Below are 14,635 nucleotides of genomic sequence, written 5' to 3'. Positions count from 1 at the left end.
CGTGTTGGATGGGATGGCCTTCACAATAAGTCAGACTAACCTTCAGTTGTACTCATAAGTTCTAAACGATCCGATTGATGACTGCTATCAAACAACCCGATGCTTCGTCCCTGTCTTCGCAGCAGGCCGCCATTGACGGGGCCATGAGCCGTGATCGCGGTCGTCTGCTCGGCATGCTCTCGCGCTGGCGGGCCAAACCGGCCGATGCCGGCGTGGCGGCGGCATTCCAGCAGGCCCTGCACGCGTCGGTGCAGCGGCGCCAAGCGCGGGCGCTCAACCAGCCGTCGATCAGTCTGGACGACAGCCTGCCGATCGCGCGTGAAGCCGAGCGCATCACCGCGCTGATCCGCGAACACCAGGTCGTGGTCATCGCGGGTGAAACCGGGTCGGGCAAGACCACCCAGCTGCCGAAGCTGTGCCTGGCCGCCGGGCGCGGCGTGGCCGGCATGATCGGCTGCACCCAGCCGCGACGGATTGCCGCACGTGCGGTGGCCACCCGCGTGGCGCAGGAGCTGCACTCCGAGCTGGGCACCACGGTCGGCTACCAGGTGCGCTTCACCGATCGGGTTGGCGACGATACCCGCATCAAGTTCATGACCGACGGCATCCTGCTGGCCGAAATCAGCAGCGACCGCTGGCTGTCGCAGTACGACACGATCATCGTCGACGAGGCGCACGAACGCAGCCTCAACATCGATTTCCTGCTCGGCTACCTCAAGCAGCTGCTGCGCAAGCGCCCGGACCTCAAGCTGATCGTCACCTCGGCGACGATTGATACCTCCCGCTTCGCCCAGCACTTCGACGATGCGCCGGTGATCAGCGTGGAAGGCCGCACGTTCCCGGTGGAAGTACGCTACCGCCCGCTGGAAGGCGAGGGCGGTGGCGATGAGGACGGCGGCCGCGATGGCGAACGCACCGTCAACGATGCGGTGGTGGCGGCAGTGGATGAAATCACCCGGCTCGACCCGCGCGGTGACATCCTGCTGTTCTTCCCGGGTGAACGCGAAATCCGCGACGCGCACCAGGCGCTGGAACGGCGTAAATACCGCGAAACCGAAGTGCTGCCGCTGTACGCGCGGCTGTCGGTGAAGGACCAGGACGCGGTGTTCAACCCGGGCAGCAAGCGCCGCATCGTGCTGGCCACCAACGTGGCCGAAACCTCGCTCACGGTGCCGCGCATCCGCTACGTGATCGATCCGGGCCTGGCCCGGGTCAAGCGCTACAGCCCACGCCAGAAGCTGGACCGGCTGCATATCGAGGCGATTTCACAGGCCAGCGCCAACCAGCGCAAGGGCCGTTGCGGTCGCGTCTCCGCAGGCATCTGCTACCGGCTGTACTCCGAAGCGGATTTCCAGTCGCGCGCCGAGTTCACCGATCCGGAAATCCGCCGCTCCAGCCTTTCCGGGGTGATCCTGCGCATGCTGCAGCTGGGCCTGGGCCGGATCGAGGATTTCCCGTTCCTGGAAGCCCCCGACGAGCGCGCCATTGCTGATGGCTGGCAGCAGCTCGGCGAGTTGGGCGCGATCGACAACGATCGCCGGCTTACCCCGATCGGCCGCCAGATGGCGCGCCTGCCGGTGGATGTGAAGCTGGCCCGCATGCTGGTCGCCGCGCAGGCGCAGGGCTGCCTGCGCCCGATGCTGGTCATTGCTTCGTTCCTGGGCATCCAGGATCCGCGCGAACGCCCGCCCGAAGCGCGTGCCGCCGCTGACAACGCACACGCGCTGTTTGCCGATGGGCGCTCTGAATTCGTCGGCGTGCTGCGCCTGTGGGAAGGCTATCGCCAGGCCCACGAAGACCTGACCCAATCCAAGCTGCGTAACTGGTGCGATCGCCATTTCCTCGGCTTCCTGCGCATGCGCGAATGGCGCGAGCTGCACCGCCAGCTGCGTGTGCTGTGCGAAGAGCTCGGCTGGAGCGAAGAGCCGCTGGACAGTGCGATGGCGCCGTTGCTGGCCGGTTCGTCGGCCCCTGCGCCCGTTCGCGATGATGCCGAGAAGGCCAAGGCCACCCGTGGCCAGCAGCATCGTGCCGCCCGCCTGGCCCGCGAGGGCAAGACCGAACCGCCGGCTACCACTGTTGTGCCGGCCGCCCCCGCAGTGGCCGTAGAGGCCCGCAATGCCTTCAGCGAGCGCGTGCGTGCCGCGGCCTACCAGACCCTGCACCGTGCACTGATCGCCGGCCTGCCAACCCAGATCGGCCACCGCAGCGACAAGGGCGATTTCCTGGCCCCGCGCCAGCGCCGCTTCCTGCCATTCCCCGGCTCGGTGATGGCCAAGCGGCCGCCGCCGTGGCTGCTGGCCGCCACCCTGCTGGATACGCAGAAGGTATGGGGCCTGACCAATGCGGCGATTGAACCGGACTGGGTGATCGCCGAACTGCCGCACCTGCTGCTGCGCAAGCACTTTGATCCGCACTGGTCGCGTGCGCAGGGCCAGGTGCTGGCCTCGGAGCAGATCAGCCTGTTCGGGCTGGTGCTGGCACCGAAGAAGCCGGTGCACTACGGCCGCATCGCCCCGGGCGAGGCGCACGACATTTTCGTGCGCCAGGCGTTGGTCACCGGCGAGATCAACACCCGCGCCAGTGTCATCGCCGACAACCTCAAGGTGCTGGAGCAGGCGCGCGAAGAAGAAGCCAAGCTGCGCCGCGCCGGCATCGTGGCCGATGAAGGCTGGCAGGCGCGCTGGTACCTGGACCGGATTCCGGCCGAGATCCACTCGGCCACCGGGCTGGATACCTGGTGGAAGGCGCTGGCCCCGGAGAAGAAGCGCGCGCTGGCGTGGACGCTGGCCGACCTGCTGCCGGGCGAGGGCAGCGATGCCGAGCGCTACCCGACGTACCTGCCGCTGGGCGATGCGCGGCTGGCGCTGCACTACCGCTTCGAACCCGGAAGCGACGAAGACGGGGTCAGCCTGGATGTGCCGTTGCACCTGCTCAACGCGTTGGACCCGGCACGTCTGTCGTGGTTGGCGCCGGGCTTCGTGGCCGACAAGGCTTCCGCGCTGATCCGCAGCCTGCCCAAGGCCATGCGCCGCAGCTACGTGCCGGCGCCGGACTTCGGGCGTGCCTTCGCCGAGGCGTTCCCCGCGCCCAGCGCCGACGATCTGCGTGGCGAACTGGCCCGGTTCCTGTCGCGCGCGACGGGGGCGCAGGTGGCGGCCATCGATTTCGATGAAAGCGCGCTCGACCCGCACCTGCGCATGAACCTGCGCCTGCACGATGCGCAGGGCAGGTTGCTGGCCGCCTCGCGCGACCTGGAGGCGCTGCGCGCCCGCTTCGGCGCGCAGGCCGGCGATGCATTCGCCGCACGCGCTGGCCGTGCGTTGGCAGCCGAAGGGCTGCGTGATTTCCCGGCGGCGCCGATTCCGCTGCAGGTACCCGGTGAAGCCGGCGTGCCGGCGTATCCGGCGCTGGTGGATGCCGGTGAATCCGCCTCGCTGCGCATTTTCGCCGACCGCAACGAAGCGTTGGAGCAGCATCCGCGTGGCGTACGCCGGCTGATGGATATCGCGCTGGCCGACAAGGCCAAGCAGGCCCGCAAGCAGCTGCCGGTACCGCCCAAGACCGGCCTGCTGTATGCCTCGATCGAATCGCAGGAACGCCTGCGCGGTGACCTGGTGGATGCGGCGATGAATGCCGTGCTGGCCGACGGCCTGGGCGAGATCCGCGACCCGGCGGCCTTTGCCAAGCGGCGCGATGCCGCCGGCCGCGACCTGTTCGGCGAGGCGATGGCGCGGCTGAAGCTGGCCGAGAACATCCTGGCGCACGTGGCCGAGCTCAAGCCGCTGCTGGAAGCACCGCTGATGGGCTGGGCGCGCGGCAACCTGGATGACCTGGAACAGCAGCTGGCGGCGCTGGTCCATCCCGGGTTCCTGCGAGAGACGCCTGCTGAAGCACTGGCGCAGTATCCGCGGTACCTGCGCGCGATGATCCTGCGCAGCGAACGGGCCAAGCGCGATCCGCCGCGTGACCAGGCGCGGATGCTGGAACTGCGTCCGTTCCTGGATGCCCTGGAAGAGGCGCAGGCGCGCGGCCTGCGCGACCGCACGCAATGGCAGGCGCTGCGCTGGGACCTGGAAGAGCTGCGGGTATCGCTGTTCGCGCAGGAACTGGGGGCCAGGACCGGCATTTCGGCCAAGAAACTGGCCCAGCGGGTGGCGGCGCTGCGCCAGGCGTGAACAGGCATGTCCCGCGCGGCAACCGCGCGGGACATGCGGGTCATTTGATTCGCTGGACCTTGGCGCGGGTGTTGGTGCCCTTGACCTGCAGGTACCAGGCGCCCATCACGCCCGGGGCAATCGACACTTCCGGATCGGTGCGGCGCACACCCGAGAGCGTGGTGTCGTCGGTCTGTTCCCATTCCTGATTGTTGGCCAGCACGTAACGGCGGCCCTTGCCGAAGCCACGGAACTCGCCCTGCAGCGTGCTGACGATCGGCTCCTTGCTGCCGAAGTCGAAGAAGCCGCGGTTCTTCACGATGACTTCCTGGCGGCCTTCCTCGCGTGCTTCTTCGCGCACCTGCTCACGCACGTCGGCGGTGACTGCGGCCACCTTGCCCTGCAGCCAGCCGTTGAGGGCGGCCAGTTCGGCGGGGCTCAACTTGTCCAGGCCAGCTGCCTTGAATTCGGCCGGGGACATCTGCTGCTGCAGGTCGCCTTCGACCACGCGCTGGGCGAGGGCGGGCCCGGCCATGGCCAGCAGGACGGCCGCAGCGGCCAACACTCTAAGACGGGAAAAACGCATGGCAGCTCTCCAGGAATGCACGATGGAACCGGTTCTGATTGTCCGGCAACGATACCAGCGCTAGTGTAGGGCTCTCTATCTTGTCTGCATGATGCTGTGAACCGCGCTTCTGTCCCCGGCCTGGATGGCTTGTTGAACCGACCCTCGGCGGCCTCGCTGTCCCCCGCAGTGCGCGAGGCGCTGCTGCAGCGCTGGCAGGCCGACGATGCCGACCACGCCCAGTCCGCCCCCTGGCCGGTGCTGGCCGATACCCTGGATGCGCTGGCCCTGCTGTCGGCCGACGACAGCGCCCTGCTGGCGGCCCTGTTGTTCGACCTGCCGTGGCTGCGTGCCGGGCTGGACGCACTTCCGCTGGGCAGCCACAAAACGGCCGTGGTCGGCCTGCTCGAGGGCCTGGACGCGGCCGACCAAGTCTGGGCGCTGCACGCCGGGCGCGATGCCGGGCGCAACAGCGAAGGCCTGCGCCGGCTGTTGCTGTCGATCATCCAGGACCTGCGGGTGGTGCCGATCCTGCTGGCCCGGCAGCTGGCGCGGATGCGCGCTGCCGACAGGCTGCCCGAGGAAGAGCGCCGCGCGCTGGCCCAGCTGACCCGCGACATCCATGCACCGCTGGCCAACCGGCTGGGCATCTGGCAGCTGAAGTGGGAACTGGAAGATCTGGCGTTCCGGCACCTGGAGCCGGAGACCTACCGCCGCATCGCACGTGAAGTGGACGAAACACGGCTGGCGCGCGAACGCTATGTCGAGTCGGTCAAGAAGGTGCTGTCGCGCGAGCTGCTGGCGCAGGGCATCGAGGCCGAGGTCAGCGGGCGCCCGAAGCACATCTACAGCATCTGGCGGAAGATGCAGAAAAAGCGGCTCGCGTATGAGCAGCTCTACGACATCCGTGCGGTGCGGGTGATGGTCAAGGACGTGGCGGCCTGCTACGCCGCGCTGGGCGTGGTGCACTCGCTGTGGGCACCGGTGCCGAGCGAGTTCGATGACTACATCGCCCGGCCCAAGGCCAATGACTACCGCTCCCTGCATACCGCCGTGGTGGGGCCGGAAGGGCGCACCATCGAAGTGCAGATCCGCAGCCACGACATGCACGCCCAGGCCGAGCTCGGCGTGGCCGCACACTGGCGCTACAAGGAAGGCAGCAAGGGCGCGGAAAAGGCGTTCGACCGCAAGATCACCTGGATGCGCCAGCTACTGGAGCAGTCGCAGGAAGGTCATGGCGGGGAGCTGGCAGGCGCGCTGGACGCCGAGCTGACCGAGGACCGGGTCTATGCGCTGAGTCCGAAGGACGAGGTGATGGACCTGCCGCAGGGCGCCACGCCGCTGGATTTCGCGTACCACGTGCACACCATGGTCGGCCACCGCTGCCGTGGTGCGAAGGTCAATGGGCGCATCGTGCCGCTCACCTACCGCCTGCGCAGTGGAGACCGGGTGGAAATCCTCACCGGCAAGGAAGCCGACCCGCGCCGGGACTGGCTGCTGGCCTCCAACGGTTACCTCGCAAGCAACCGCTCGCGCGAGAAGGTGCGCGGCTGGTTCCACAAGCTGGACCGGGCGCGCAACGTGCAGGCCGGGCGCGACCTGCTCGACCGCGAACTGAAGCGGCTCGGGCTGGCGCAGGCGGACCTGGCCGTGGCGGCGAAGAAGTTCCATGCCGACAGCGTCGATGACCTGTACATCCAGGTGGCGCTGGGCGACACCGGCCCGCACCAGGTCAGCCGGGCACTGCTCGAAGCCGAACGTGCCGCCACGCAGCCGGCGGTGCCCGCGTTGCCACGGCCCACCGCGCGCCGCGACAGCCTGGGCAAGTCCAAGTTCACCGTACAGGGCGTGGGCAACCTCCTGGTGCAGCTGGCGCGCTGCTGCCAGCCGGTGGCCGGCGAGCCCATCGTCGGTTACCTGACCCGTACCCGCGGGGTCACCGTGCACCGCACCGACTGTGCCGCTTTGGCGCGGCTGTCCGCCGCCAGCCCGCAGCGCATCCTGCCGGTCGAATGGGGCCAGGCAGGCGGAGGCTACGAGGTGGACGTGGTGGTCGACGCGGTGGATCGCCGCTGGCTGCTCAAAGACATCACCAACCTGATCGCGCAGGAGGATGCGTACGTGCTGGACATCCACAGCGACAACGTCCGCAACAGCGGCCGTGCGCACCTGCGCCTGCGGCTGAAAGTGAGCGATTACGGCCAGCTTTCGACACTGTTGGGGAAGCTGGATGCCTTGCCCGGCGTCAGCGACGCGCGGCGTCTGGGCTGACCTCACGTGACCCACGCTACGCTCACGGAATGAGCCGCCATCCCGACCATGAGGACGCCGCGCATGCCGCCCTGCGCCGCGTGCGCCGCGAAGGCCGCTGGTGGTGGGTGCAGGCCTGGCAGTCGCGGCGCATCTGGCGCTGGGCGCTGCTGGTGGCGGTGGTGGTGTTCGTACTGCTGGTCGCGTTCGGGCGCCCCTTGGCCAACTGGTTCTGGAATGAGCCGCAGGTGGAGCAGCTGCTGGACAGGGGCGACCGTGCGCTGGCCGCGGGCCGCCTGAGCGCCGCCGATGGCAGCGGCGCGCGCGAGTGGTACCAGGCGGCGCTGGCGCTGGACAGCGATCGTCCGCAGGCCCGCGCCGGCCTGGCGCGCACCGCGCGCGCGGCGCTGCGGCAGGCAGGTGCGGCGCTGGATGCCGGTGACCTGGCGACCGCACAACGGGCGCTGGCCCTGGCCCGCGAACTGCAGGTGCCGCAGCGCGACTACGATGCGGTGGCGCGTCGCCTGCGCGAGCACCAGCAGGATGGCGCCGGGATCGGTGCGTTGCTGGGCCGTGCCGAATCCGCGCTGCAGGCGCAGCGCCTGGATGGCAGTGATGACAGTGCGTTGCCCTTGTTCCAGCAGGTGCTGGCGCGCGCGCCCAACCACCTGCGCGCGCTGGAAGGGCGCGAGGATGCGCTTTCAGACCTGCTGCAGCAGGCGCGCGACGCGGCGGCGCAGGGCGATGTGGCGGTGGCGGCCTCGCGCGTGCAGCGTGCGCGCGCCTTCGATGCCGGACATGTCGATCTCCCGGCCAGCGAGGCCGCGTTGAACGCTGCGCTGGAGGCGCGCGTGCGTGACGGCCAGCAGCTGCTGCGGCGGCAGCGCTGGCAGGCCGCAGGTGACGCGTTCCAGGCGGTGCTCGCGGTGCGTCCGGACGATGCGGCCGCGCAGCAGGGGCGGCAGCAGGTGGTCGAGGCGCTGCTGGCATCGGCGGCACGGCAGGCCGCCGATTTCCGCTTCGACCTTGCCGGGCAGGCGCTGGATGCCGCGCAGGGGTTCGGTGCGTCCGAACGCCAGTTGGCCGCGTCACGCCAGGGGGTGGCGCAGGCCCGCCAGGCCGAGCGTGCGCTGACCGCGCCAGCCACGCCGCATCGACGCCGCGAACAGGCACTGCGCGACCTGTTGGCGCGTTTCGAGGACGCGCAGGCGCGTGGCGACATGCTTTCACCACCCGGAAGCAGCGCTTATGACGCACTGCGCGAAGCGCAGGCGTTGGCACCGCAGGATGCGCGCGTGCGTGCGGCCGCGCAGCGGATGCTGCCCGCCACGCAGCAGTGCGTCGATGATCGCCTGCGTGAGAACCGGGTGCAGGCGGCGGGCGCCTGCCTGGAGGCATGGCAGGCATTGTCGCGCAGCGGCAGCCAGGCCGACGCCGGCCTGCGCCTGGGACAGCGCTGGTTGGCGATCGGCAGCGAGCGCCTGGGCCGCGGCGACGTGGCATTCGCACGCGAGGCCCTGCGCCAGGCCGCGCGCTGGGGTGTCCCGCCCACGGCGGCCGAATACCAGACGCTGCAACAGCGCCTGGGCGACGTCGAACCGGTGCGCTGACCGGGTCGGGTATAGTGCGCGCACGTTTTGACGTGGATGGACGATGACGGTTCTTGTTTCCGGCGGCACCAGCCAGATTGGCCGGTTCCTGCTGCCGCGGCTGGTTGCCGCCCAGCTCCCCGTGGTGGCGCTGAGCCGCCGTGCGCAGGCCCCGCAGCCCGGCGTGGACTGGCAGGTGGGGGACATGCGCGCCCTGCCGTTCCCGCAGGAACCGTTGCAGGCGATCGTCAGTTTCGCGCCGCTGGATGCGTGGGGCGACTGGTTGGCCCGCCAGCACACCGCGCCGGCAGCGAAGATCATCGTCACCAGTTCGATGAGCGTGCTCACCAAGCAGGGATCGGCGCAGGCGGACGAACAGGCACTGGTGGCGCTGCTGCAGCGGGGCGAACACAACCTGGCCACGCAGGCCGAGCGCCTGGGCATGCAGTGGACCGTGTTGCGCCCGACCCTGGTCTACGGTGCCGGCGTCGACCGCAGCCTGACCCCGATCGTTGCACGCGCACGTCGCACCCGGTTGTTCCCCATCCCGATGGCGCACGGGCTGCGCCAGCCGGTACACGCCGACGACATCGCCCAGGCGGTGATGGCCGCACTACGCAGCGATGCCGCTGCGGGCCAGACGCTGCAGATCGGGGGCGGCGAGCGCTTGGATTACCAGCAGATGTTCCAGCGCGTGCGGGCCAGCATGGGCATGTTCACGCTGCCGGTGTACCTGCCGGGGGCGGCGTTGCGGCTGCTTGCGGCGACGGTGCCGCGCGCGCGTGGCCCGGTGTCGCGGTTGGGGCAGGACCTGGTGGCCGACAACAGCGCATTGACCCGAAGCCTGGGCGTGACGCCGCGCGCGTTCCAGCCCACGCCCGCCACCTGGCGGGAAGCAGGCCGGTAAACTGCGGCGTCAGCCGACGAATACCCGCCGCACCGTGTCGCGTGCGGCGTCCAGCGAGAAGTGGTCGGCCACGTTGTGCAGGCCAGCAGCGGACAACCGTTGCCACAGCGCCTCGTCGCGATACAGCCGCACCACGGCGGCAGCGAAGGCCTCGGCATCATCGGCCACCAGCACATCCTCGCCATCGCGCAGGTGCATGCCTTCCACGCCGACGGTGGTGGCCACCACCGGTTGCCCGTGCGCCATGCTCAGGTTGACCTTGCCTTTCACCCCGGCGCCGAAGCGCAGCGGCGCCACCGCGATGCGCACCTCCTCCATGTAGGGCGTCACCACTGGCACGAAGCCATGGATTTCCACCCCGGGCTGGCTGGCGGCCAGGGCCTGCAGCGAGGGCGGAACGTCGGCGCCGATGCAATGGAAACGCACCTGCGGCAGCTGCGCGCGGATGCGGGCGAACACCTCACCGATGAACCAGTGCATCGCATCCACGTTCGGCGGATGGCGGAACCCGCCGACAAACACCAGATCGCGCCGCTCCGCCCAGCTGGCGCCACCTCCAGCCACTTCATGCAGGTTGGAAATCAGCTCTACGTGAACCGCCGGGGCGTCGGCCTGGAGCTGCACGCGCTCGGCCTCGCTGACCAGCACGGTCACGTCGCTGGCGGCCATCACCGCCAGTTCGCGTGTGCGGGTGCGCCCGGCATTGCGCAGCAGCCCGGCATCGCCAGCCAGTTCGGCGCCGCGGCGCTCGCGCAGGTAATGCAGGTCCACGGTATCGAACACCCGCCGCGCATCCGGTGCGTAGCGCTTCAGCAGCGGCAGGCACTCGCTGGCCACGTGGTGGCGCACCATCATCACCACCGCAAAGCGCGACCCGTGCTCGCGCAGCCACGCGCCGACGCCCTCCAGGAACGGTGCGTACCAGACTTCCACGCCCAGCGCCTGCAGTGCTTCGGTGGGCGCGCCGGCATGTTCGCGCAGGGTTGGCACGAATACCACGTGCAGGCCTTCGGCCAGCAGCATGTGGATCAGGTTGTACTGGCGCAGCGAACCGGAATCGCGATCCGGTTGCGGCACGCGTTCGTCCAGGATCAGCACCTGGCGTTGGTGGCGGTGCAGCAACGCCGGCGACGGCACGCTGCCGGGGGCCGGATGCCGGGCCAGCACCTGCGCCCACCGGGCCGCGAACACGCCCTGGTTGCGGACCTGGTAGGCCTTGATCCCGCTGCCGGTATCGGTGCCGTTGCTGGTGCCTTCGTCATGCACCACCCGGCTGGCCGGTTGCACCAGCACCCGGCGGCCGGCGGCGCGCACGGCAAAGGCCAGGTCGGTGTCTTCGTAATAGGCCGGACGGTAGCGCGTATCCAGCCCGCCCAGCTGGTCCCACAGCGCACGCGGCAGCATCAACGCGGCGCCGGAACAGTAGTCCGCATCGCGCAGCGCGCGATAGCGCGGGTCGTCAGGCGATTCGAAGCGGCCGTAGCTCCATGCACTGCCGTCGCTGAACACCACGCCGCCGGCCTCCTGCAGGCGGCCGTCGGGATACAGCAGCTGTGAGCCGACCAGGCCGGCCTGCGGGACCTTGTCGAACGTCTCCAGCAGCGCATCCAGCCAGCCGGGCTGCGGCACGGTGTCGTTGTTGAGCAGCACCACGAAGGCGCCGCGCGAGCGCGCCACGCCGTCGTTGCAGGCCTCGATGAAGCCGCCGTTGGCCGCCCGGACTTCGTAGCGCAGCCCCTGCACCTGCGGCATCCACTGCAGGGTCTCGTCGCTGCTGCCGTCGTCGATGACCAGGATCTCGCAGGCCACGTGCGGCGGGTGGGCCGCCAGAGCGCGCAGGCAGGCCAGGGTGTGGGCGGCATGGTTGTACACCGGGATCACAATGCTGACCCGTGGCTCAACGCTGCACGGCACCGCGAACGGCGCGAACGGGGCGGCCGCTGGCAGGTACAACGGGGCGCGCTGCAGCTCGGGCAGGGGCTGCGCATGGACCCGGATACGCTGCCAGGTGGCCCGCCAGCCCCGGGTGCGCAGGCTGGCCACGCTGCGCCGGAACAGGCCGATCATGCGGTTCAGGAAGTAGCGTGCATCGGCCAAGGATGTCGACATCCCGTTACAACTCCAGCTAAGCGGGGAAAACCGGGGGACACGCGCGCTACCGTGGCTGCGCTAGACTCGCCGGACTTTTACATTCTTGCATGCCCGTGCCCCCACGCTACGATTCCGACGACAACGACGCGTTCGAGGACGACACCGACAGCCGCTGGCCGCTGTGGCGCCGTCGCCTGATCACCTGGGGCATGGCCGCCGTGGCGCTGGCGCTGGGTTTCCTCATTCCCTATACGGTGTACCTGAACACCCAGGTCACCCAGCGCTTCGGCGAACTGCGCTGGCAGATTCCCACCCGTGTCTACGCACGGCCGCTGGCGCTGGCGCCGGGCGTGGCCATGGATACGCAGACGCTCAAGACCGAACTGGCGGCATCGGCCTACCGCGATGACGGCACCGGCAAGGCGCCGGCCACCTTCAGCCAGGACGGCGGCCGCTTCGTGGTGTCCAGCCGCGGCTACAACGACGTCGACGGCAAGGTCGCGCCGCGCCGGATCGAGCTGAGTCTGTCCGGTGGCCAGATCGCCTCGCTGCGCGACGCAGACAGCCGCAAGGCGCTCAAGGCCGCGCGGCTGGACCCGGCGCGTATCGCCACCCTGTACGGCCAGAAGCAGGAAGAGCGCCGCCTGGTTCGGCTCGAAGACACCCCCGAACTGCTGGTCACCGGCCTGCAGGCGGTGGAGGACAAGGATTTCAACCGGCACCATGGCATCGACCTGAGCGGCATCGCGCGCGCGGTCTGGGTGACCGTGCGCTCCGGCGGCCAGAGCCGCCAGGGCGCTTCCACGCTGACCCAGCAGCTGGCCCGCAGCGGCCTGCTCGGGATCGGCAAGGAACAGACCGTCACCCGCAAGTTCAACGAGGTGCTGTACGCGCTGATCATGGAGGCGCGCTACGACAAGCGCACCATCCTGGAGGCCTACCTCAACCAGGTGTACCTGGGCCAGCGCGGCAGCCAGGCGATCCACGGCATGTCCTCCGGCGCCGAATTCTGGTTCGGTCGTGACCTGTCCTCGCTCAACACCGAACACATCGCGCTGCTGATCGGGCTGGTCAAGGGGCCGTCCTACTACGACCCGCGCCGCAACCCCGAGCGCGCGCTGGACCGGCGCAACTTCGTGCTCGGCAAGCTGCACGAAAACGGCCTGATCGACGACGCCGAGCTGCAGCGTGCGCTGAAGGCGCCGCTGGGCGTGCCGAAGAACCCCGGCCTGATCGCCGCCAACCGGTTCCCGGCCTATGTCGACCTGGTGCGCCGCCAGCTGGGCCATGACTACCCCGAAGCCGTGCTGCAGGGCGCTGGCCTGAGCGTGATGACCGGCATGGCGCCCTCGGCCCAGGCCTATGCCGAAGGTGCGGTGACCAAAACGCTGAAGTCGCTGGAAAACAAGCGCCGCCCCGAACTGCAGGCCGGCCTGGTGCTGACCGACGTGCACAACGGCGACGTGCTGGCCGTGGTCGGCAGCCGCGATGTGTCCGAGCCGGGCTTCAACCGCGCCATCGAAGCGCAGCGGCAGGTCGGCTCACTGCTCAAGCCGTTCGTGTACCTGCTGGCGCTGGCCCAACCGGACAAGTATTCGCTGGCCACCTTCGTCGATGATTCGCCGGTGACCGTGCAGCTCAGCCGCGGCAAGCGCTGGACCCCGGGCAATGCGGACAACCGCAGCCACGGCACCGTGCGCCTGGTCGATGCGCTGGCCAATTCCTACAACCAGGCCACCGTGCGGGTGGGCATGCAGGTGGGGCCGGAGCGGGTCACCCAGCTGATCCACGTGCTGGCCGGGTTGAAGGCCGAGAGCAATCCGTCGGTGATCCTGGGCGCGACCGACCAGAGCCCCTATGCGATGGCGCAGCTTTACCAGTTCCTGGCGTCCGGTGGCGAGATCCAGCCGCTGCACGCCGTGCGCGGCGTGCTCGATCCGCAGGGCAAGCTGCTCAAGCGCTATGACAAGACCCCGGCGCCGGCCCAGGAAGGCGACTCCATCGCCGCCAACCTGATCAGCATCGGCCTGCAGCAGGTGGTGTCCAGCGGCACCGCCGCGCGCCTCAACGCCGATGGCCTGTCGCGCCTGCAGGCGGCCGGCAAGACCGGTACCTCCAACGATGGTCGTGACAGCTGGTATGCCGGCTATACCGGCGACCACCTGGCGGTGGTCTGGATGGGCAACGACCAGAACGAGCAGACCGGCCTGTTCGGCGCCACCGGCGCCATGCGGGTCTGGTCGGGCATCTTCAGCCGCCTGCCGAGCGCGCCGTTGAAGGTCAGCAACAAGGGCCTGGACTGGCAGCCGGTGGAAGCCGGCGGCACCGCCGCCACCGACGAGTCCTGCCCGGGCGCGCGCCGCTTCCCGTTCGTGGTCGGCTACGCGCCGGCCTACACTGCCTGCGTGGCCCCCACCGCATTGCCGGAAGGCGAAGGCGGCGAGGGTGGCGAAGGCGGTGGCTGGCGCAGCTGGTTTGGCCTGGACAAGAAGCCCGAACCGGCCGCCGAGCCGGCCCAGGCCGCCCCCGCGGCCACTCCCCCCGCTCGATGAAGCGCAACGCAAGGCAGCTCCGCATGACGACTTCCCGCACCGTGATCCGTACCGCTTCCGTGCTCGCGCTCGGCCTGGCGTTGGCCGCCTGCGTGTCCACCGCGCCGCCGGTGAAGCCGCCAGTCGACACCACCACGCCGGCCCAGCGCATGGCGGCCGTGGATGCCAGCGCAGGCAAGGACGACAAGGAGCTGGATGTGCAGCCGCTGCGCGATGCCGGCATCGAGGACCTGCGCGTGGTGGCCAAGTCCAAGCGCCAGGCCAACGACCTGGCCGGTGCGGCCGAAGCGCTGGACCAGGCGCTGCTGATCAACGAAGGTGATCCGTCGATCGTGCAGGAACGCGCGGAGATCGCGCTGCTGCAGGGCGACTGGGCCCGCGCCGAAACGCTGGCCCGCAAGGCGGTGGAGCTGGGCTCGAAGACCGGCCCGCTGTGCCGCCGCCACTGGGCGACCATCGAACAGGCGCGCCTGGCGCGCGGCGAGAAGGAAAACGCGGCATCGGCGCACGCCCAGCTGGAAGGA

General features: G+C 69.6%; 8 protein-coding genes. 6 read left to right on the top strand and 2 right to left on the bottom strand.

All coding sequences use genetic code 11. The annotated features are described in order from the left end of the window. Positions 1 to 77 precede the first annotated feature (77 nt). Positions 78 to 4,178, top strand: a complete 4,101-nt coding sequence (hrpA, locus tag ACQG3P_RS10205; RefSeq protein WP_426804969.1) for an ATP-dependent RNA helicase HrpA — start codon at positions 78 to 80, stop codon at positions 4,176 to 4,178. Positions 4,179 to 4,218: 40 nt separating this feature from the next. Here the strand turns inward: hrpA and ACQG3P_RS10200 are convergent, their stop codons facing one another. Next, the gene (locus ACQG3P_RS10200; protein WP_217538400.1) at positions 4,219 to 4,743 is read right to left on the bottom strand and encodes a hypothetical protein; all 525 of its coding nucleotides are present in this window, start codon (positions 4,741 to 4,743) and stop codon (positions 4,219 to 4,221) included. A 96-nt stretch (positions 4,744 to 4,839) separates the two neighbouring features. Here ACQG3P_RS10200 and ACQG3P_RS10195 point away from each other — a divergent pair, with 96 nt between their 5' ends. Genes ACQG3P_RS10195 through ACQG3P_RS10185 form a run of 3 tightly spaced genes read left to right on the top strand, consistent with a single transcriptional unit; the run spans position 4,840 to position 9,468 of the window. Further along, positions 4,840 to 6,993, top strand: a complete 2,154-nt coding sequence (locus tag ACQG3P_RS10195) for a RelA/SpoT family protein (RefSeq protein ID WP_184126762.1) — start codon at positions 4,840 to 4,842, stop codon at positions 6,991 to 6,993. 29 nt (positions 6,994 to 7,022) lie between these two features. After that, on the top strand, positions 7,023 to 8,582 hold the full coding sequence (locus ACQG3P_RS10190; RefSeq protein ID WP_426804968.1) for a hypothetical protein: 1,560 nt from the start codon (positions 7,023 to 7,025) through the stop codon (positions 8,580 to 8,582). Positions 8,583 to 8,625: 43 nt separating this feature from the next. Continuing rightward, complete coding sequence (locus ACQG3P_RS10185; RefSeq protein WP_426804967.1) at positions 8,626 to 9,468, top strand: NAD-dependent epimerase/dehydratase family protein; 843 nt, start codon at positions 8,626 to 8,628, stop codon at positions 9,466 to 9,468. A gap of 9 nt (positions 9,469 to 9,477) precedes the next feature. On the opposite strand, the gene ACQG3P_RS10180 is transcribed toward ACQG3P_RS10185, so the two are convergent. Beyond that, entirely contained in the window at positions 9,478 to 11,577 is a 2,100-nt protein-coding gene (locus ACQG3P_RS10180; protein WP_426804966.1) for a glycosyltransferase, read from the bottom strand. A gap of 95 nt (positions 11,578 to 11,672) precedes the next feature. Here ACQG3P_RS10180 and mrcB point away from each other — a divergent pair, with 95 nt between their 5' ends. After that, a complete protein-coding gene (gene mrcB / locus ACQG3P_RS10175) occupies positions 11,673 to 14,111 on the top strand; it encodes a penicillin-binding protein 1B (RefSeq protein WP_426804965.1) in 2,439 nt (812 codons plus the stop codon). A gap of 23 nt (positions 14,112 to 14,134) precedes the next feature. Continuing rightward, the coding region (locus ACQG3P_RS10170) for a hypothetical protein (protein WP_426804964.1) at positions 14,135 to 14,635 on the top strand (501 nt) is incomplete at its 3' end.

Origin of the sequence: Stenotrophomonas sp. SrG, from assembly GCF_050031795.1 — a bacterium.
GTDB classification, from domain to species: Bacteria; Pseudomonadota; Gammaproteobacteria; order Xanthomonadales; family Xanthomonadaceae; genus Stenotrophomonas; species Stenotrophomonas rhizophila_A.
The sequence above is the reverse complement of the archived record's forward strand: the minus strand, read 5'-3'. Positions and strand labels throughout refer to the sequence as shown.